The sequence below is a fragment of the Sinorhizobium sp. 6-70 genome (genome assembly GCF_030124375.1).
Taxonomy (GTDB): domain Bacteria; phylum Pseudomonadota; class Alphaproteobacteria; order Rhizobiales; family Rhizobiaceae; genus Sinorhizobium.
This window is the reverse complement of sequence record NZ_JASKLS010000012.1, coordinates 49,588-69,940: the sequence shown is the minus strand read 5'-3', so window position 1 is coordinate 69,940 and position 20,353 is coordinate 49,588. Positions and strand designations below refer to the sequence as shown.

General features: G+C 61.5%; 17 protein-coding genes and 1 pseudogene. 11 read left to right on the top strand and 7 right to left on the bottom strand.

Going from position 1 to position 20,353, the window contains the following annotated elements:
• From QN222_RS21885 to QN222_RS21870, 4 genes and pseudogenes are all read right to left on the bottom strand, one after another.
• Positions 1 to 1,666 (bottom strand): annotated as a pseudogene (locus tag QN222_RS21885) (translocation/assembly module TamB); the annotation flags it as partial.
• Positions 1,667 to 1,765: 99 nt separating this feature from the next.
• Entirely contained in the window at positions 1,766 to 3,679 is a 1,914-nt protein-coding gene (locus QN222_RS21880; protein WP_283961807.1) for an autotransporter assembly complex family protein, read from the bottom strand.
• A gap of 292 nt (positions 3,680 to 3,971) precedes the next feature.
• A complete protein-coding gene (locus tag QN222_RS21875; protein WP_283961808.1) occupies positions 3,972 to 5,171 on the bottom strand; it encodes an NAD-dependent formate dehydrogenase in 1,200 nt (399 codons plus the stop codon).
• Between the two features lie 322 nt (positions 5,172 to 5,493).
• Positions 5,494 to 5,745 (bottom strand): glycine zipper domain-containing protein, encoded by a 252-nt coding sequence (locus tag QN222_RS21870; protein ID WP_180939260.1) that lies wholly within the window; start codon positions 5,743 to 5,745, stop codon positions 5,494 to 5,496.
• A gap of 424 nt (positions 5,746 to 6,169) precedes the next feature.
• Between QN222_RS21870 and QN222_RS21865 the strand changes: the two genes are divergently transcribed.
• The 4 genes from QN222_RS21865 (at position 6,170) to hemA (ending at position 11,321) form a co-directional block, all read left to right on the top strand.
• Positions 6,170 to 6,658, top strand: a complete 489-nt coding sequence (locus QN222_RS21865) for a (2Fe-2S)-binding protein (protein WP_283961809.1) — start codon at positions 6,170 to 6,172, stop codon at positions 6,656 to 6,658.
• Between the two features lie 80 nt (positions 6,659 to 6,738).
• Positions 6,739 to 9,087, top strand: coding sequence for a xanthine dehydrogenase family protein molybdopterin-binding subunit (locus tag QN222_RS21860; RefSeq protein ID WP_283961810.1), 2,349 nt, complete (start codon positions 6,739 to 6,741; stop codon positions 9,085 to 9,087).
• Between the two features lie 15 nt (positions 9,088 to 9,102).
• Positions 9,103 to 9,900 (top strand): xanthine dehydrogenase family protein subunit M, encoded by a 798-nt coding sequence (locus QN222_RS21855; RefSeq protein WP_283961811.1) that lies wholly within the window; start codon positions 9,103 to 9,105, stop codon positions 9,898 to 9,900.
• Positions 9,901 to 10,106: 206 nt separating this feature from the next.
• Positions 10,107 to 11,321: a 5-aminolevulinate synthase gene (gene hemA / locus QN222_RS21850; RefSeq protein WP_283961812.1), complete on the top strand. Its 1,215-nt coding sequence runs from the start codon at positions 10,107 to 10,109 to the stop codon at positions 11,319 to 11,321.
• A 70-nt stretch (positions 11,322 to 11,391) separates the two neighbouring features.
• Here the strand turns inward: hemA and dxr are convergent, their stop codons facing one another.
• Positions 11,392 to 12,567 (bottom strand): 1-deoxy-D-xylulose-5-phosphate reductoisomerase, encoded by a 1,176-nt coding sequence (gene dxr / locus QN222_RS21845; protein ID WP_284005590.1) that lies wholly within the window; start codon positions 12,565 to 12,567, stop codon positions 11,392 to 11,394.
• Between the two features lie 423 nt (positions 12,568 to 12,990).
• On the opposite strand from dxr, the gene QN222_RS21840 reads away from it, so the two are divergent.
• The gene (locus QN222_RS21840; RefSeq protein ID WP_283962757.1) at positions 12,991 to 13,716 is read left to right on the top strand and encodes an META domain-containing protein; all 726 of its coding nucleotides are present in this window, start codon (positions 12,991 to 12,993) and stop codon (positions 13,714 to 13,716) included.
• A gap of 109 nt (positions 13,717 to 13,825) precedes the next feature.
• Here the strand turns inward: QN222_RS21840 and QN222_RS21835 are convergent, their stop codons facing one another.
• Complete coding sequence (locus tag QN222_RS21835; RefSeq protein ID WP_283962758.1) at positions 13,826 to 15,061, bottom strand: site-specific integrase; 1,236 nt, start codon at positions 15,059 to 15,061, stop codon at positions 13,826 to 13,828.
• Positions 15,058 to 15,690: an Arc family DNA-binding protein gene (locus QN222_RS21830; protein WP_283962759.1), complete on the bottom strand. Its 633-nt coding sequence runs from the start codon at positions 15,688 to 15,690 to the stop codon at positions 15,058 to 15,060. Before QN222_RS21830 ends, QN222_RS21835 begins: the two co-directional genes overlap by 4 nt.
• Before the next feature lie 110 nt (positions 15,691 to 15,800).
• Here QN222_RS21830 and QN222_RS21825 point away from each other — a divergent pair, with 110 nt between their 5' ends.
• The 6 genes from QN222_RS21825 (at position 15,801) to QN222_RS21800 (ending at position 20,204) form a co-directional block, all read left to right on the top strand.
• A complete protein-coding gene (locus QN222_RS21825; protein ID WP_283962760.1) occupies positions 15,801 to 15,992 on the top strand; it encodes a helix-turn-helix domain-containing protein in 192 nt (63 codons plus the stop codon).
• A 167-nt stretch (positions 15,993 to 16,159) separates the two neighbouring features.
• Positions 16,160 to 16,546, top strand: coding sequence for a hypothetical protein (locus tag QN222_RS21820; RefSeq protein ID WP_283962761.1), 387 nt, complete (start codon positions 16,160 to 16,162; stop codon positions 16,544 to 16,546).
• The gene (locus tag QN222_RS21815) at positions 16,543 to 16,908 is read left to right on the top strand and encodes a hypothetical protein (protein WP_283962762.1); all 366 of its coding nucleotides are present in this window, start codon (positions 16,543 to 16,545) and stop codon (positions 16,906 to 16,908) included. The genes QN222_RS21820 and QN222_RS21815 overlap by 4 nt, the downstream gene beginning before the upstream one ends.
• A 232-nt stretch (positions 16,909 to 17,140) precedes the next feature.
• Positions 17,141 to 17,905, top strand: a complete 765-nt coding sequence (locus QN222_RS21810; RefSeq protein WP_283962763.1) for a DUF1376 domain-containing protein — start codon at positions 17,141 to 17,143, stop codon at positions 17,903 to 17,905.
• A complete protein-coding gene (locus QN222_RS21805; RefSeq protein WP_283962764.1) occupies positions 17,905 to 19,737 on the top strand; it encodes an AAA family ATPase in 1,833 nt (610 codons plus the stop codon). The genes QN222_RS21810 and QN222_RS21805 overlap by 1 nt, the downstream gene beginning before the upstream one ends.
• Positions 19,734 to 20,204 carry a hypothetical protein gene (locus QN222_RS21800; protein ID WP_283962765.1) on the top strand — a complete coding sequence of 157 codons (471 nt, stop codon included), beginning with the start codon at positions 19,734 to 19,736 and terminating at the stop codon, positions 20,202 to 20,204. The genes QN222_RS21805 and QN222_RS21800 overlap by 4 nt, the downstream gene beginning before the upstream one ends.
• The last annotated feature ends 149 nt before the right edge of the window (positions 20,205 to 20,353 follow it).

Below are 20,353 nucleotides of genomic sequence, written 5' to 3'. Positions count from 1 at the left end.
GCAGCGTGCCTTCGATATCCGCGGTCAGGGCGCCTTCGGCAAGGGCAGCGGTGCCGCGGGCGTCGATGGTGCCGGAGGTAAGTTCGAGCGCACTCAGCCGGACGCTGCCGTCCTCACCGGTCGCGAGACTCCCTGTTGCCGCAATCGTATTGTCGAACTTTGCGGCGATGCCGGGCGGCAGAACGCCGGGCACCGCGAACAGCTTGAAGGCCGCCTCAACCGTCGTATCGGCGCGGTTCAGGTTGCCGGTGACGCTGCCGCCGACGCTCGCGCTCTCGATCGTCAGCGGATCGAAGCGGATGTTCTCGGGCCCGACATCGATCGTTCCATCGAGTTTTACCGGCGCCTTGATCGCCCGGTCGAGATCCGCGCTTGCAAAACGGCTCTCGCCGACGTCGACCGTCGTCTTCAGCGGCCCGGATTGCGTTTGCAGATTGAAGGCGTCGCTTTGCGCCGAAAGCCGTACGGCGCCAAGGCTCACCTGCGGCAGAGAGACGGAAGGGAGATCGGCGGCGATGTCGAGAATTGCCGATTGACCGTCGCCGATCAACGACAGATTGGCAGTGTTGATCAGCGCGCGCAACTCGCCTTCCCTGAGCGGCCAACGGAAGTCGATGGGGCCGCTGGTGCCTGCAAGGCTTGCCTGAAGGTTGTTCTCGCCCTTGCTGTTAACCGTTCCGGAGGCGTTGAGCGTCAGTGCACCGGTCGAAAGCTTGCCGGCTTCGATCTCCACCCTGCTCGATCCGTCGAAGGCAGCCGTCACGTCGATGCTCGTCGCTCCCTCGAACAACGGCTTGAAGATCGCTGGCGCGAGTGAAACGAAGGCGCCGCCACCGGAAACGGCCAGCCGGTGCATGCCGTCCCCGGCCTGCACATGGCGTCCGTCGAGCCGGAGGATCTCGTTGCCGTCAAGCGAGGCGGTGCCCGATCCCGCCCAATCGGAAAGCGGCCCTTCTCCGGTCAAGGTGATGCCGACAGCCGGCTCGCCCGGCAAGCGGAGCAACTTGGCGAGCAGCCCGCCCTTCGGTTCGGAGACATTCGCTTCCAGTTTCAGCTGGTTGCCGGCCGGATTGAAGACGATATCCGCAACGGCGTGCGCCTCCGGGCGATCGCGCTCGGCGGCATCGAAGGCAAGGGCGATGCTCGAATTCGTGGCGTTGGCCCTGCCGCGCGCGGTCAGGAACTGATCCTCACCGGCAATCGCCTTGCCGATCATGATCTCGTTGAGATCGAAGGCGTCGATCTTGACTTCGACCGGCAGTGCGAAACTCCTGCGTACCTCCCTCGTTTCGGTCGAGGGAATGGGCGTGCGTTCGACGCGGACCGAACCCGCCGAGATATGGCTCGCATCGAAGCGCATGGAGAGGAGTTCGGTCGGCGACCAGTTGACCGAGAGGTCCCGGATTTCCGCATAGATCCCCTTTCCATCGAACAGCGTGATCGAGCCGGCCCTGAAATCGCCGGTCAACAGGGCGCTCGGATCCGAGATCCGGACGATCTGGTCGGGCGTTGCGGCATATTTCTCGATTGCCCAGGCGACGAGCCGCGCGCCGGGCGTCGTGAACCCGGCAAAGGCGATGATGAGGAGGAGCAGGACCACAAGCGTGCCGAGGCCGGCAAAGAAAAAGCGCAGCCCGGATCGGAGGAAGCGGATGACCTGATTCATATCCTACCCATAGACCAACTTACGCCGTTTCGGAATCGGCAATGAACTTGTCGCCTGCGGAGTATATCTGCCTGAACTATCAACAAAATCAGGCGCAATTCAGAAGGACTGGCCGATGCCGGCGTAGATGCCGTAGTCGGTCCCGTCCGGATATTTGTTGAGCGGGACCGCAAAATCCAACCGGATCGGTCCGAAAGGGGTGGCATAGCGCAGGCCGATGCCGGCACCGGCGCGGATATCGGAGAAATCAGGCGTCGTGTTTTCCGAGACGGTGCCGGCGTCGAGGAAGGGGACGATGCCGATCGTGTCGGTAATCGCGATGCGCGCTTCCAGCGAGGCGCTGACATAGGAGCGGCCGCCCGTGATATCGTTGTTTTCGTCGCGCGGGCTGATCTCCTGATAAGAATAGCCGCGCACCGACCCGCCTCCACCGAGGTAGAAGCGCCGAGGCGCCGGAATGTCGACAAGCTCGTTGCCGCCGACAAGCACGCCCGCACCGAGCTTGCCGGCAAGAACGAAGCGCTTTTCCTCGCCGAGCGCGTAATAGCCGGAAGCCGAGGCCTCGAACGAACTGAAGAAGGTCTGCCCCTCGATCTCGTAGCTCGGTTTGGCGTTGATCAGGGCTCGGTAGCCCTCCGTTGCGTTCAGCTTGTCGTCGCGCGTGTCGCGGACATATTCGAGCGGGATGCTGGCGGTAAGGTAGGAGTTCTTGCCGAAAGCGTCGTCGACGTCGGCCCAGCTCAACTCCGCACCGCCGGAGAAGGTATCCTGCGGCGAAAGCTCGAAGGTCGCGCCGGCCGCCCCGGTGATCATCTTTGCGCGGTAGGCGTCCGGGTCGACGAGGCTGGCCGTGAGGCTTGCCGTAAAGGTCGATGCCGGCCCGAAGGCGCCAGGTTTCGCGAACAGGATACCGGCGGAATAGTCGAGGCCGCCGACGTCCGTGGTCTCGCCGATACGGTTGACCGAGCCTTCTATTCGCAAGGATTCTGCGCGGCCGAAGAGGTTGCGATGGCCCCAATAGCCCTGCACGCCGAGGCCGTCGGTGGTCGAGACCTGGCCGCCGAAGCCGAAATAGCGGTGCTTGCCTTCGGACACCTCGATGTTCATCGGGATCGTGCCGTCGGGCGTTAGCGCATCGGCTTCCTTGATCGTGACGCTCGAAAAAACGTTCAACTGACGCAGGCGCTCGGCGGCCTTGCGGATATTCTCCGGCGAGTAGGGGCGGCCGTGGTTGAGGCGGGAATAATCCCTGACGAAATCCGGGTCGACGGTCTTCGTGCCGGTAACCGTGAGCTGTCCGACCGGCGCGACCGGTCCGCCGACGGCGCTGATCGTGACGTCGACTGTAGACGTGGCATGGTCGGCAACGACACTGCGCTCCGTGAGCTTCGCCAAGGGGCGGCTCTGTTCCTTCAGATCGTTCACGATCTGCTCGCCCGCTTTGATTATCAATATCGAGTCGGCGCGGGCGCCGCGCTTCAGATCGTAAGTGGCCGGATCGAGCCCGGCGGCATCACCTTCGAATCTGACCGAGTCCAACGTAAACGCCGGCCCGGGCATGACCGTGACCGAAACCGGCACAGGTTTGCCCTTGGGGAAGGACGGATCAGGCGGCAGGCTGTCGATATTCTGTCCGTTGACGAGAATGGTTACGGTCCCGCCGTAGCGGGCCTTCTCATAAAGGGCGGCGAGAATACGCTCCCGGTCGTCGCGTGCCTTGATCGCGAGGCCGAGGTCGCCCGAGACCGGCTTTTCCCGGTCCTGGAAGAGCATCGAACTGTTCTCGATGGCCTCCCGCACTTCCTTGTCGTCGGTGCCGGCCTCGAATGTCAGGGCATAGTTGACCGGGTTGATGACCTGGACTTCTTCCTCGTCGCTTTCGAAGAAGCGCATGCCGAAGAGCCTGAACGCGTGGGCCTGATCGATGGAAAACGGGCCGAACAGCGCCGAAGCCACAACTGCGAGAGCGGTCGCTGCCTTCCAGTGCGCAATGCTCGATCGTGCTGGAGACATCCCCCGCATCCCGTTTCAGGCGACTCACAACAAACTGCCTGCATATGCGGCGCGGCCAGCATAGCAGGATATGATTTTCCATGTGTTAACGGGGACGGCCCGCCTGTTCCACCCTGGGAGACGAGATTCGGCAACGAATTTCGGCAAAAGGACTCGTTATGTTGTCCTTCAGGCACAAAAGTGCACCTCCACAGATAATACGCGTTCGGCGACGCCTTATCCGTTGCGGTCAAAAAGTCTCTTGGCTGCATCCCGGTTGCGGCTGTGCCTCGGTCTGCGCACCCGGCCGCATTCAGGTCTTGAAGCGTGCTGCCTCCTCGGACCCGCGCGTCGCGTCTCCGGCGCTATAGGAGTGCGCCCCCGCTCCGGCGAGCTTGCCGCCCGCGACGATCAGATATTCCTCTCGGATCGGCCTTCCTTCGAACCAGCATTCGAGGATCTCTCGCGTGCCGGCGGCATAGCGCGCCTGTGCGGACAGCGACGAGCCCGAAATATGCGGTGTCATGCCGTGATGGGGCATCGATCGCCACGGGTGGTCTTTGGGTGCCGGCTGCGGGAACCACACGTCGCCGGCATAACCGGCGAGTTGGCCGCTCTCCAGCGCCCGCGCGACGGCATCGCGATCGCAGATCTTGCCACGCGCGGTGTTCACCAAATAGGCGCCGCGTTTCATTTTGGCGATCATGGCCTCATCGAAGAGATTTTCCGTCTCCGGGTGAAGAGGCGCGTTGATGGTGACGACATCGCAGATGGGCACCATCTCCGCCGCGGTTTTGTGGAACGCAACGCCGAGCTCCTTCTCGACCGCATCGGGGAGCCGGTGGCGGTCGGTGTAGTGCAGCGTGACGCCGAACGGCTTAAGCCGCTGCAAGACTGCCGTTCCGATCCGCCCGGCGCCCACTGTGCCGATCTCCATGCCCTCGATATCGTAGGAACGCGCGACGCAGTCGGCGATGTTCCAGCCGCCCTTCATGACCCACTCATAGGAAGGGATGTAGTTCCGCGCGAGGGTGAGGATCGTCATGACCACGTGCTCGGACACGCTGATCGAGTTGCAGTAGGTCACTTCGGCGACGGTCATGCCACGGTCCATCGCGGCCTGCAGGTCGACATGGTCCGAGCCGATGCCGGCCGTGATCGCGAGTTTGAGCTTGGCCGCCTTGGCGAACCGTTCCGCAGTCAGATAGGCTGGCCAGAAGGGCTGCGAGATCACAACCTCGGCGTCGACGAGTTCCCGTTCGAACATACTGTCGGGACCGTCCTTGTCCGAGGTCACCACCAGGCTATGTCCCTGGCTTTCGAGAAACTTCCTCAGTCCCAGTTCGCCGGACACACTGCCCAGGAGGACTCCCGGTTGAAAATCGATAGCCTTCGGGGTGGGAAGCGTCTGGCCGCCGGGATAGCGTTCCAGCTTCGGCAAGCCATCCCGCGCGTAAGCCGTCGGATAGCCGTTGACCGGATCGTCATAGAGGACGCAAAGGACCTTTGCCATTTCCATCTCCCTTCATTGAAGACGAAGAGGAAGGCCACGGTTCTTTCAAGACTGCCGGTCAATGCGGACGAACAGCAGAGCGACTTGCCCTGTTGAATATCGGTGGCCAGCAAGGTTGCTCCTGGCCCTCCCACATTCGTGGAATTGATACTGCCTCAAAAAGTGGAGGAGTCGGGCGCAGTTTCAAGTGGTCGCAACGTCGCGTGTGAACGAAGACGGGCGTCGGAGTGATGCGCAGGCCCTCGCTTTCCCGTCGGGCAAGGGGCGCAAAAAAAGGCCCCGGATCGCTCCGGGGCCCGCTTGTCTGCGATTGCCGCAGCAATCAGCAACGGTCGATGTAGCGGCGGCCGTAGCGGTCGCGGTAGTAGCACTGGCCCGGCTGCTCGGTGGCGTGGCCGATAAGCGCGCCCCCGACGCCACCGATGGCTGCGCCGACAGCCGCGCCGCGCACGTCGTTCGAGATGGCGCCACCGATGATCGCGCCCGATGCAGCACCGATGCCTGCGCCCTTTTCCGTCTGCGTGCAGCTTGCGACCGACAAGGCGACGAGCACCAGTGCGATGGCTTTTTTCATATTGTCCTCTCCGATCTCTACGGATCTCAGCCTATCGCTTCGTCCGTCCCTGGATTGAAAGGCGGGTCGACGAACGTCTCCGCCACTTGAACTTGCATTCGGGACAATAAACAGCCGCGCGGGAAAGTCCACGGGGCCGCCGAATTGGTCCCGGCGCAAGATAATGCGATGTTTCCTGAACGGAACATGAAGGCGCTGTTCCCGCAGTCACAGCCACCGCGGAATTTTTTTGTCGCTCGCTGGCCGAAACGGTTGCGGCATTCCAAAAAAAGACAAATGATACAAAGCGCCGCGTCAGTCCGGGAGGAGCGGGCCCGCGGGCAAGGGCATAGATATCAGTTGGCGCGTACTTCAGTCGCGTGGACGCATGTCACCCGAATTGAAGCCGCGCTCAAGTTGGCACGACCGACCCCGGAGGAGCGAAATGGCGAAAATAACAATGACGGTCAACGGCCGCCAGGTCAGCGGCACGTGCGATGACCGGACGTTGCTGGTGCACTTTATCCGCGAAAATCTCGGACTGACCGGCACGCATGTCGGCTGCGAGACGTCGCAGTGCGGCGCCTGCGTCATCCATATGGACGGGCTGTCGGTCAAGAGTTGTTCGATCCTGGCAGTGCAGGCGGCAGGCTCATCGATCACCACCATCGAAGGGTTGGCGAAGGACGGCGAACTTCATCCGGTCCAGGCGGCGTTCAAAGCGCATCACGGACTGCAATGCGGTTTCTGCACGCCCGGCATGGTGATGACGGCCGTCGACATGATCGCCCGGCACGGCAGCAACCTCGACGAGGCGACGGTGCGCGCCGAGCTCGAGGGCAATATCTGTCGCTGCACCGGTTACCACAACATCGTCAAGGCGATCCTCGCCGCCGCGGCCGAGATGGGCGGCGTGCGCCAAGCGGCCGAATGAGGCGCTTTCACAGGGACGAAAACGTCCCCGACGGTTTTCATCGCAGGACTTTCGCTGAATGTCTCGGAAGGAGATAGGCAATGGGCGCTGAAGGAATTGGCGCGCGGGTGGCGCGCAAGGAAGACAAGCGGTTCCTGACCGGAAAGGGCCGCTACACGGACGATATGAGCGTGCCGGGCATGAAATACGCCGTCTTCGTGCGCAGCCCGCACGCGCACGCGAAGATCAAGAGCATCGATGCCGCGGCAGCGAAGGGGATGCCCGGCGTCATCGACGTGCTCGATGGCAAGCAGCTCACCGCAGACGGCATCGGGAACCTGATCTGCGGCTGGATGATCCACTCAAAGGACGGTTCGCCGATGAAGATGGGCGCCTGGAGGCCGCTGGCCGACCAGACGGTGCGCTATGTCGGCGATGCGGTCGCGGTGGTCGTCGCCGACAGCGTGAACGAAGCGCGCGATGCGGCCGAGGCTGTGGTTGTCGATTACGATGCGCTGCCGGTGGTGACCGATCCGGCCAAGGCGCTCGCAGACGGTCAGCCCCAGCTGCATCCGGAAGCGCCCAACAACCTCATCTTCGACTGGCAGTTGGGCGATGCGGCGGCGACGGATGCGGCGATCGCGGCGGCGGCGCATGTGACGGAAGTGAAGATCCTCAACAACCGCCTGTCGCCGAATGCGATGGAGCCGCGCGCGGCCCTCGGGATCTATGACTCGGGCGACGATCGCTACACCTGCTACACGACCAGCCAGAATCCGCATGTGGCGCGACTGGTCATGAGCGCCTTTTACAACGTCGCGCCGGAAAACAAGTTGCGGGTGATTGCACCCGACGTCGGCGGCGGCTTCGGCTCGAAGATCTACATTTATCCGGAGGAGATCGTCTGTCTCTGGGCCTCGAAACGGACCGGCGTGCCGGTGAAGTGGACGTGCGACCGTACCGAAGCCTTCATGACCGACGCCCACGGCCGCGATCACGTGTCGACCGTGAAGATGGCGTTCGACAGCTCTAACAAAATCACCGCGCTGAAAGTCGACACCATCGCCAATCTCGGCGCCTATATGTCGCTCTTCTCCTCGTGCGTGCCGACCTATCTCTATGCGACGCTGCTCTCCGGGCAATACGATATCCCGGCGATCCATGCCAATGTCCGCACGGTCTATACCAACACGGCTCCGGTCGATGCCTATCGCGGCGCGGGGCGGCCGGAGGCCACCTATCTCCTCGAGCGGACGATGGAGATCGCGGCACGGGAACTCGGTCTTTCGCCTGCCGAGCTGCGGCGCATCAACTTCATCCGCTCCTTCCCCCATCAGACCCCGGTGATCATGAACTACGACGCCGGCGACTACGATGCGTCGTTGAACGCGGCGATGGCGGCGGCCGACTGGGACGGCTTTGCCGCCCGGAAGGCGGAAGCGGAGCGGCGCGGCATGAAGCGCGGCATCGGCATGAGCTGCTATATCGAGGCCTGCGGGCTTGCGCCCTCTTCCGCCGTCGGCTCGCTCGGCGCCGGCGTCGGCCTTTGGGAATCGGCGGAGGTCAGGGTCAATGCGGTCGGCACGATCGAAGTGATGACCGGCTCGCACAGCCACGGCCAGGGGCACGAGACGACCTTTGCCCAGCTCGTCGCAGCGCGTTTCGGCGTTCCGATCGACAGCGTCAATATCGTCCATGGCGACACGGACAAGGTGCAGATGGGCATGGGAACCTATGGCTCCCGGTCCGGTGCCGTCGGCATGTCGGCGGTCGTCAAGGCATTGGACAAGGTCGAGGCCAAGGCCAGGAAGATCGCCGCGCATCTCATGGAGGCGGACGAAAGCGACATCGTCATCGAAAACGGCGAGCTGAAGGTTGCCGGAACCGACAAGTCGGTGCCCTGGTTCCAGATGGCGCTTGCCGCCTACACTGCCCACAACCTGCCGACCGGAATGGAGCCCGGCCTGAAGGAGGGCGCCTTCTACGATCCGTCGAATTTCACGTTCCCGGCAGGCTGCTACATCTGCGAGGTGGAAGTCGATCCGGAAACCGGGCAGACGGAGATCGTCCAGTTCGTCGCGGCGGACGATTTCGGTAACCTCATCAACCCGATGATCGTCGAGGGTCAGGTGCATGGCGGGCTGGCGCAGGGTATCGGCCAGGCGCTGCTCGAGGGCGTCCATTACGATCCGGAAAACGGCCAGCTCCTGACGGCGAGCTATATGGACTACGCCATGCCGCGTGCCGATAACCTGCCGTCCTTCAAGGTGTCGACCTCGAATACGCCGTGTCCGAACAATCCGCTCGGCGTCAAGGGTTGCGGCGAAGCGGGTGCGATCGGTTCGCCGCCAGCGCTGATCAATGCGATCACCGACGCGATCGGCAACAACGCGCTTACCATGCCCGCGACGCCCGAGAAGGTATGGGCTGCGGCCCATGCCGCCAAGTGATACGGAGGACCAGAGATGTATGAGACCAACTATCATAGGCCGGCCTCCGTGCAGGAGGCGGTGAAGCTGATCGGCGGAGCCGCCGAAGGCAAATATCTCGCCGGCGGCATGACGCTCATTGCGACGATGAAACAGCGGCTCGCGGCGCCAAGCGATCTCGTCGATCTTCGGCACATCGCCGAAATGAAAGGGATCACGGTCAACGGACGGTCCGTGCGGATCGGCGCGGCGACGACCCATCGCGAGGTCGCGTCGTCGGCCGAACTCGGGGCGGTCTGCCCGGCGATTTGCGCCCTCGCCAGCCATATCGGCGACCCGCATGTCCGCAACATGGGAACGATCGGCGGCTCCATCGCCAACAATGATCCGGCGGCGGACTATCCGGCGGCGATGCTGGCACTCGACGCAACGATCGTCACCAACAGCCGCGAGATCGCAGCGGCGGACTTCTTCACCGGACTGTTCGAAACGGCGTTGGACGATGGCGAGATCATTACCGCCATCACCTTCGATGCGCCGGCGAAGGCGGCCTACCAGAAGTTCCCGAACCCGGCCTCGCGCTACGCGATGGCTGGCGTCTTCGTCGTGCGCCGCGACAATGGCGACGTGCGCGTTGCCGTGACCGGAGCGGGTTCGAGTGGTGTCTTCCGCCATCAGGGCATGGAGGCGGCACTTGCCGGCAACTGGTCGCCGGATGCGGTCGGCAATGTCTCCGTGGATGCATCGGATTTGCTGGCAGACCTTCATGCCAGCGCTGCCTATCGCGCCAACCTTATCAAGGTTATGACCAAGCGCGCCGTGGCCGCGGCTTGATGGGACTTAAGTATTGAAAAAGGGCGGCTCCGGCCGTCCTTTTTTGCAAAAGCTTGACTTCGATCAAAGTTGAGGGGATTGAGTTGCACTACCTGTTTTGGAATAGTTCAAAAGTAGGGGCCTTTTGCCGCAGGAGCGGGGGCCTTTCCGGGGTTGACCCCTGATCGCTTTGAATCAAGAAAGGCGTCAGGGCACTGGAGATGATGATGGATTTCGAGAGTTTCTTCAAAAACGAGCTGGACGGGCTGCATCAGGAAGGCCGCTATCGGGTTTTCGCGGATCTCGCCCGCCATCGCGGTGATTTTCCGAGGGCAACGCGCCACACGGGCGAAGGCACCCAGGAAGTGACCGTATGGTGCTCGAACGACTATCTCGGCATGGGTCAGTCTCCAGTCGTGACCGAAGCGATGAAGCGGGCGATCGACGAATGCGGCGCAGGCGCCGGCGGCACGCGCAACATCTCGGGCACCAATCACTACCACGTCCTGCTCGAACGCGAGCTTGCCGACCTGCACGGCAAGGAATCCGCCCTTCTGTTCACCTCCGGCTATGTGTCGAACTGGGCCGCGCTTGGAACGCTCTGTTCCAAGATTCCCGGCATCATCGTCTTCTCTGACGCCGGGAATCACGCTTCGATGATCGAGGGGATCCGCCATTCGAAATGCGAACGCGTGATCTTCAAGCACAATTCTGTCGCCGATCTCGAAGCCAAACTTGCCGCGGCCGATCCGCGTGCGCCCAAAATCATCGCCTTTGAATCCGTCTACTCGATGGATGGCGACATCGCGCCGATCAAGGAATTCTGCGATCTTGCCGACAAGTATGGCGCGATGACCTATCTCGACGAAGTGCACGCGGTCGGCATGTACGGCCCGCGCGGCGGCGGCATTGCCGAACGCGAGGGGCTGATGCACCGGCTGACGGTGATCGAGGGCACGCTCGGCAAGGCCTTCGGCGTCATGGGCGGTTACATCACCGGTTCGGCGGCGCTTTGCGACTTCATCCGTTCGTTCGCTTCCGGCTTCATCTTCACGACGGCGCTGCCGCCAGCGCTTGCAGCCGGTGCGCTCGCTTCCATCCGGCACCTGAAGGAAAGCCAGGTCGAACGTTTCGCGCATCAGGAGCGCGTGCGTCGGCTGCGTTCGCTGCTCGACCAGCGCGGCATCCCGCACATGGTCAATCCGAGCCACATCGTGCCGGTGATGGTGGGCGATGCCGCCAAGTGCAAGTGGATCTCCGACTTGCTGCTCGACAATTTCGGCGTCTACGTCCAGCCGATCAACTATCCGACGGTGCCGAAGAAGACCGAGCGCCTGCGCATCACCCCGACGCCGCTGCATTCGGATGCCGATATCGACCATCTGGTCGGGGCGCTGCATTCGCTGTGGTCGCGCTGTGCGCTGGCAAGGGCCGTCGCGTAAGCGCAGCCTGACTCTTTGAAGCCACGCAATTCCGGATGGAAAGCCGTTACGCACTTTTCCTGGAATTGCGCTACCGAATGAGCCCAGCAGCCATCTGCCGGGCTTTTTCGTCCGCGGCGAAGACATCATCCATGGTGGCGGCCGCAGGCAGGTCGGCCAGCGCGTCCATCACCTTCTCGACGATTTCGGCCATGGCGAGGAAGCCGGCCCGTCCCTTGATGAACGCCTCGAGCGCGGTTTCCTTGGCGCCGTTCAGTACGGCGCCCTGGACGCCGCCTGATTCCATCGCACGCCGCGCCAGGCGCAGGGCCGGAAAGCGGATTTCGTCCGGCGCCTCGAAGTCGAGCCGCGAGAGTTTCGCGAAATCGAGCCGCTCGACCGGCAGATCGCACCGGCTCGGATAGGAAAGCGCATAGCCGATGGCGGTGCGCATGTCGGGGCAGCCGAGCTGCGCCAGCACCGATCCGTCGCTGTAGCCGACCATCGAATGGATGACCGACTGCGGATGCACGATGACCTCGATCTGCTCGGGGTTGAGCCCGAAGAGATGGCGCGCCTCGATCATTTCCAGCGCCTTGTTGAACATCGAGGCGCTGTCGATCGAGATCTTCAGCCCCATCGACCAGTTCGGATGGGCGCGCGCCGTCGCGGCCGTAACATGGCGCATCTCATCGAGCGATTTGGTGCGGAACGGTCCGCCGGAGGCCGTCAGGATGATCCGCTCGACGGCATGGCGCTGATCGTTTTCCAGCACCTGGAAGATCGCATTGTGTTCGCTGTCGACGGGCAGCAGCCGGCCGCCGCCCATCTTGACGGCGTCGACGAAGAGGCTGCCGGCCGAGACGAGACATTCCTTGTTAGCAAGCGCGATATCGGCGCCGCGCCTAGCCGCGGCAAGTGTCGGGGCAAGGCCGGCATTGCCGACGATTGCCGCCATCACCCAGCCGGCGTCGCGCTCGGCCGCCTCGGTCAAGCCGCTGCGACCGGCGGCAACCGCGATCCCGCTGCCGGCAAGCGCCGATTTCAGGTCCTGATAAAGATTGTCGTCCGCGGTCACCGCCAGTTCGGCGCCGAGCCGGCGCGCCTGTTCGGCAAGCAGCGGAATATTGCCGTTTCCGGTCAGTGCGGCGACCTCGAAACGATCTCGCCCGCCCAGCCGGTCGATGACGTCGAGCGTGTTTGTGCCGATCGAGCCGGTGGAGCCCAATATTGTCAGACGGCGCTTCGTGCTGTCGCCGGATGCCATTGCCAAATCCCGTGTTCTTCTCGTTCGTAAGAATTGCCCTACCGCGCCGCGCGTCTCATCAGACGCGCGAAGAGACGCTGTAGCACTTTGAATTGCTGCATGTTTCTATCCTGAAATCGACTACGATTTAAGGAAACATGCAGTAGGCTCTACAGCCGAATGCCGCGGGCAACAAGGGCGGACTTGCCGTCCCTCCATCGCACCGCTCGCAGATAGTGGGGGGTAAGTACCGGCGAAGCGTTTTCCGCTCGCATCCTGCGCCGTGACTCCCTACAGCGCCGCGCGTCTTGTCAGACGCGCAAAGGTCGCTGTAGCACTTTGAATCGCCGCATGTTTTTATCCTTAAATCGGCTACGATGTAAGGAAACATGCAGTAGCATCGGTACAGGCAGCGAAACATGCCGATTTGTGGAGGAGTTTCAGATGCTCAAGGCTCTGACTGCCGCGTCCTGCGCTTGCGTGTTGATCGAGCTGACTTCGACGCAGATCGTCGCCGCGGAGAAGGTGCCGGAAGAACTGATCGGCTCCTGGCTTGCTGAGGATATCGGCGGCGGCGGCGTGATCGACGACCTTCAGACCGTGCTCGAGATACGCGAGGATGGCACCTATGGCGGCATGGCCGGCTGCAACAATTTCACCGGTGCTTTCCGCCTTTCAGGCACCACGATCACATTCGGGCCAACTGCTGCGGCGCGCAAGATGTGCGCACCGGCGATCATGGACCAAGAGCAGAAGTTCTTCGACACGCTGCGCGACGGGCTTACCTGGAGGATCGACGGCGGAAGGCTGACGTTGACGAGGCCCGACGGTACGCCGGTCATGCGGCTTACCTCAATGGAGGCGGGGGCTGCTGGTGTCGCCGAAGTCACGCTCAACATCCCCGATGCCGGTGCCGTCGATCGACAGAAGGTTCGTTATGATTGCGGCGGCGAGACGGTCGAGACCGAATATATCAATGCCGGCCCGGTCTCGCTGGTGACGTTCTCGATCGGCGGCACCTACATCGTTGCTTCGGCGGTCATCTCCGGATCGGGCGCACGATATGCAGGCGGCCGATATGTCTGGTGGACCGAGGGCGAAGAGGCGACGCTGTTCGACGTGACGAAGGGGGAGGAAGACCCGGGAGTCGTCTGCGAGAAGATGAAATAGCAAATGGTGATCCCGGCGCGATTCGAACGCGCGACCCCCAGATTAGGAATCTGCTCTCAACTCCTTATTCTGCAGGCATTACGGACGTCATGTCGCAGCCATGTTGCAGTCAGGCAAGAAAGGCGCGCTCCGCCTCTGCCATTTCGTCGCTGTCATCGGCTCGCGGGAATAGGTGCCCATAGACGTCCATCGTCATCATGATCGAGCTGTGGCCCAGACGCTCCTGGACAACCTTCGGCGGCAACTCCAAACCCCCGTCCTTGCGACGATTGATGCACCAGGACGCGTAGAAGTGCCTAAGGGCGTGCATCCCTGTGTACTTTGGGGCGAGCACCGGCTTGCCTTTCTTGTCGACCTCTCCGCTGTCGACGGCAACGCCGGCCGCGACCCACGCCGGATGCAAGCCGCGCCGCAGGATGTTGTTCAGTTGCTCGACCTTGCCGGTGCCGTTCGGGAAGACGAGATCGAGCGCCATGACCTTCTGGCCGTCATCACCGACCTTCCCGGTATCCCGCTTGGGGCAGACCAACTTCCATTCGCGCAGCGCGTTCATGACCATCGGCGGTGCCGGCACTGTGCGCTCTCCAGAGATCGACTTCGGCCTTCCGATCTCGTTGAACCGATCGGCCCGCTGGTGCACGCGGATCTGGCCCCGATCGAAGTCGATGTCCTGCCACCGCAACCCGCGAAGCTCGGACGCTCGCAGTCCGCAGAAGGTGGCCGTCAGCAACAGTGGTCGCCAGCGCCCTTTCAGCGCCACGAGGAGTGCCTTCACCTCTTCCCGAGTTGGAATGTCCACCCCGATCTTCAGGCGGCCCTTCTGCCGCTTTTCCTGGCGCTTATCTCCGGAGCCACGTTTCCCTTTCATGTCCCGGACGACGTTGCGCGCAACAAGCCCACGCTCTTGTGCGTCGGCAATCAGCGAGCCGAGGCTTACCAGTACCTTCTTGACCATAGCTTGCGACCGGCCGGCCTCGCGCAACTGATCTTCGAACGCCCGAATCTTCGCAATGGACAAACTGGGCAGCTTCGATGCGCCGAGGAACGGGACGATGTGCATCCGAAGATGGCGCTCATAATCATCGATTGTTGCCCGCTCGAGCCCCGAAGCGCGGGCACTCGCTATCCACAGCTTGCCGGCTTCTTGGACCGTGGCGCTCGCGCTTTCGGCAACGTGGACCCCCTCCCTGACCTCGACGGCGGCTGTCGCGGCGAAGGCATCGGCCTGCTTCTTGAGTTTGAACGTTTTCAGCCGGCGCTTGCCGGCCATGTCGAAGTAATCGACGACCCAGGAGGACTTCTCCTCGCCTTTTGGGGTGGTCCATGTGCGCTTGCGAACGCTCATTTTTTCGGCTTCTCATCAAGCTTCTGCTCTAGGCGCACTAGCTGGTTGAAGAGCTTGTCAAACAAATCCGGAGTCAGGGGAGTGCCGGTGATGTCCGGCTCCTGTCTTTTGGCGATTTCTTTTAACACGGCAGCCGTGGCGCGTTGGCCTTTCATAAGCATCTCGATGGCCTCGCCCTGTTGCTTAATCAGGTCCTCGGCCTCTGAATTGATATCGTCGCGCTCTTTAGAGAGTTCCAGCAATTCCGCTTTCAATGATTCCAGATACTCGCTTTGCGCCTTCATCTCATTAAAGCGAGCCTCGATCGCTTCGGCAGCTTCCCTGTCATTATCTTCGCGTCTCTTGGCATCTTCGAAGTTTTCAGAGAGAAGGTGCTGCAGTCGCGCAGATATCGTCTTCTGCTCGATCAGCGCTTCTCTGGTCGCGTCTAATTGCGCGGTAAGCCTTTCCTTTTCTTCCATAAGTTGGCCCATTCGCCAATGGATGATGTCGTAGCCTTCAAGGCGCGCCACGATCTCGGCGTTCATGGAGCGATTGTTCTTATCGGCCTCCTCTTTGAGTTGGTCCCGCATCCCGTCAGGCAATCTGAGCGGAAACTGATCTGATCCTCGGCCCGGCTTTCCTGCCATACGCTCTACTCCCACCTAATGACATCACAGTAATTTCTTTTCGCTTGACCTACAAGCAAATCACCGTAATTTATATTACCGTGATGTTCTTAACGAGAGGTTACCTAGGAATGACAAGAAACACGCCCGAGACGATGGATTTGATTTGGGGAGCCGAGGAGATCGCGAAATTCATCGGCCGCTCTCAGCGAGCTGTCTTTCACATGCTCGATAATGGTGAGCTCCCCGCCAAGAAGGTCGGTGGTCGGTGGGTCGCCGAGCGCAGCCAGCTCATTCGCTTCTTCATGGAGTCAGCGGCATGAAACAAGAAACGAAATGGCCCGGCGGTGCGCCAACACCTGCCGAGCCGAGGTCCAACCCTCATGAGGATAAGGAAATGAACGAAGTGCACGCTACCACATCGGCTCTCGCCGATCCAGCCCACCGTGATCCTCTGGCGCCGCGAGGCCCGATGTCCTGTGAAATCGACATGGCGAAGCTGCGCAAGATGAGCATGGAAGAACTGCACGCCTTCCGGGGTGTGTTGCACACTGTGGGTGACGTCATCGCGGCCTTCTGCTGCCAGCCGCGCTTTTTGAGGGAGGATAGCAACAACTACAACGACGCCGGCGAAGCGCTTGAGGACTTATTAGAGTTCGTGAGCAGATACGAGCAAGCCCTCTTCAATGTCTCCAGGGCAGCGAAGCCGACGGCGTCTCGTGAGGTGGAGTGGCGCGCCTGGACGCTCCTGAGCTATGAGGCCGACTGCGCCGACTCGCTGTCCTCGTTTGCAGTGCTCGCGTCTGAGGCCGCGAGGGATAAGGCCGACGCCAAGTCTCGGGAGCGCTATGCTCCGAAAATCGGAGGCGCGAAATGAACGACTTTTTCGCCCCCGCCCTACCAGCAGAACGTGTCCTGTCCGACAGCTTCCGCGTTCACGCCGTCAAAGGTGACGGAATGTTTCCACTCCTCCGCGGCGATCGGGACTACGTCCTCGTCGCGCCGATCCACACCTATCGCGGCGAGGGCATTTACCTCGTCGACAACGGTGTCGGAGAAGACCTCTATCGGGTCTCGTCTGCCTGGGACGGCAAGAAGAACCTGAAACTCTCACGCGAGAACGAGCGGTACCACGACCACATCGTCTCGATCGAGCAGTTCGAGGCCGGCGTTCTCGCCATTGTCGTAGCCGATATCAAGGTCCGCGACGAGCGGTTCTTGAGGGAGGTGCTGGTATGATAGCGCCCTCCGTCGAGATACAAATGGAGGCGTGGCAACGATACGCCGACGCCCGCAGGAAGGCGGATAGGACTTTGTCGTTCGAAGACTGCCGTGAGGCCGCAGCCGCATGGATCGGGTTCCTGAACGTCTACCTGCCTGATCAGGAGAGGATGTCTGAGCGCCGCCTCGGCCACAATGTTACGATTTTCCCCTCCCATCGCGCGTCACTGCCAAGAGGCACATCGAGACCATGAGCAACGGAAAGGCGCGCCGGGTCGACTATCACCCTGACGAATACATAGCCGGCGTTGGCGGCGTACTTCGGGCAGACGAGCAGGGCGTCTATTGGATGCTCTGCAGCCTGATCATGTCTGAAGGACACGCCATAGAGCAGAACGAACGGCGCATCTCGGCGCTGTGCGGCATCCGACCCTCTGACGTCAGGCGGATCATCGAAAAGCTAGTCACGACAGGAAAGATATCGCGTCAAAGTGACGGCAAACTGTTCCAGAAGCGTGCTCAAAGTGAGGTCGAAAAGAGCTTGAAACGCATCCAAACTGCGTCTGAAAATGGTTCGAACGGCGGCCGACCGTCGAAGAAAAACAAATTAAATCAACGAAACGAGCAAGAAGGCGGTTTCTCCAACGAAAAACTAACCACCAACCATCAACCACCAACCACCAACCACCAACCTATCTTAGAAGAAGATAAATCTTCTTCTTTTGGCCAATCTATCGAAGACGAGTTTGAGAATTCCTTCTGGCCTCGGTACCCGAGAAAGGCTGCAAAAGGTGCAGCGCTGAGAGCCTTCAAGGCTGTTCGCAAAAAGCACGAGCTTGCGCGAATCCTCGAAGGCGCCGACCGCTATGCTAGCGAGCGCAAAGGGCAGGACCCGAAGTACACCAAGCAACCGGCGTCGTGGCTGAATGGGCTGTGCTGGTTGGACGAGCCGTCGTCTCAAACGGTCGTCAGTGACGACTGGCGGAGTGATCCTGTTTACGCGGGGGTCGAGTGATGGCGGACATCATCGAGCTCAAGCGTAAGCTGAACGACCGCGTCGTGGCCGTCGTCGAATACCTGCTGCCGAACGGTCGCAAAGAGGCCAACGAATGGCGGGCCGGCTCCACTGCCGGCGAGAAGGGGAAGAGCCTCGGTGTGCACCTGACTGGGCAGAAGGCCGGCGTGTGGTCGGACTTCAGCACGGGAGAGGGTGGCGATCTGATTGACCTTTGGTCGAAATGCCGGGGGCAGACCGTTGCCGAGGCGATCGACGACATTTCGAATTGGCTTGGTGTCTCCCGTCCCGTGCCGACGCGCGACCCGAAACCGTCCTACGTTCGCCCGGAGCGCCCGAAGTGCAACCAGCCGAAGGCGAAGGTGCGGGACTACCTCGCCGGCCGCTGCATCCCCGATGACGTGCTGGAGAAATACAAGATCGGGGAGCGTGGCGAGGATATCATCTTCCCGTTCTTGCTGCCTGATGGTGTGCTGGCGATGGCCAAGAGCCGGAAGGCTGAGGATGGTGCCAAGCCGGTCCCGACTGCTGCGAACTGCGAACCTATCTTGTTCGGGTGGCAGGCGATTGACCCGAATGCTAGGACCCTGGTCATCACCGAAGGCGAGATCGATGCACTCTCGTGGGCCTGCTTCGGCTTCCCGGCGGTTTCAGTGCCATTCGGCGGCGGGAAGGGCGGCAAGCAGAAGTGGATCGAGAATGAATTCGAGCGCTTGGAGCGGTTCGAAAAGATCTACTTGTCGACTGACATGGACGGCCCGGGTGATGAGGCAGCCGAGGAAATCGCTAGCCGGCTCGGCAGGCATCGATGCGTCCGTGTTCATCTGCCGCTCAAGGATGCGAACAAGTGCCTGACGGACGGCGTAAGTGGCGCGGAGATGGAACGCTGCCTGCAGGAGGCACGCAGTCTTGATCCTGCCGGCCTCCGGCGGCCCAGCGACCTTGTAGACCGTGTGATTTATCTGTTCTGGCCGGGTGAGGGCGACCACGTCGGTTACGGGGTCCCTTACGATAAGATTTCCGGGAAGTTGTTGTTTCGGCCTGGTGAGCTTTCGCTGTGGAGCGGGGCCAGCGGTCACGGCAAGAGCCAGATCCTTTCCGATTGCATTGCTCACTGGGTGAAGCAGGGAAGCCGGGTCTGTGTCGCCTCGCTCGAAATGAAGGGCGAGCAGACCCTCAAACGGCTCGCCAAGCAGACCGGGGGTGTCGATCGTCCTCCGGCTGCGTTCATCACGAAAATCCTGAACTGGCTAGACAGTGGATTGCTGATCTACGACCACGTTGGCAAGGCGGGAATACCGGCTTTGCTCGAGGTGTTCGACTACGCTCGCGCCAAGTACGGTTGCGACCAGTTTATCATCGACAGTCTGATGCGCGTCGGTATCGCCCAGGACGATTACAACGGGCAGGAGAAGGCCGTCTTTCAGCTCGTCGACTGGACGATCGAGAACAACGTCCACGTCCACCTGGTTGCCCATTCCCGCAAGGGCGACAAGGACCGCGGCGGCGCTCCCGAAACCGAGGACATCAAGGGTGCCATGGAAATCGGCGCCAACGCGTTCAACATCCTAACGGTCTGGCGAAACAAGGATCTCGAGGGAAAGATCAAGGCCGCGAAGACCGAGGATGAGCGCACTGCGCTCGAGGAGAAACCGAGCGTCATCCTCAACGTCGCAAAGCAACGGAACGGCGATTTCGAGGGAAAGGTCGGGCTTTGGTTCGATCAGGCGACCTATCGCTATCACACAAGCAGCAACCGCTTTCACTGGGACCGCCAGTACATCCCGCGCGGTTCCGAGGTGCTATCAGGTAACGAGGGCTTTGCACAATGACAGGACGTTCAATTCGCCAAATCGAGGTGACGCCGCCCCTTCTCAACGTCATGCGGAATGACGACGGCCGATGGGAAATCACCGATCAGTGCGGCAAACTCGTCGAAGGCCCGTTCGACACGAACGCCGCAGCATGGAAGGCTCTCGATCGTCTCGACAACGACAACGCCAACCGCCCGGATAAACCGCGAAAAGCGAAAAAGGTTGTCTGGGGCAAACCGGAAACCAAGTCTAAGCGCTCACAGCGCAAGCAGAAGAAACTGCAGGAGAAGCAGGAACACCGAATGAAGGTAAACGCGGCCAAGGCGCCCGGGTGGGTCCGTGGTGTCGCTTCCGCAAAATTCGACCCGGCCGGTGAGCGCGCCTACCGGGATCACAAACTCGGCACGTTCGGCGCGGCCTCTGAGGTGCGCAAGATCGACGTAGCCGCCTACCTTGCCGAAAAGGCTGCACGAGGCGAGGCATGAGACCGTTCGAAGCGGCCGGGGAAGCTCAAACGCACTTTCCACACCCGAATGTGGACAGTGTGTGGATGAGAACATTTGCGAACATTCGACTGAGAAAGCGGCGCGACTATGCGACTATAGTTTGTGGTGTCGAATTGATTCGCGGAGAA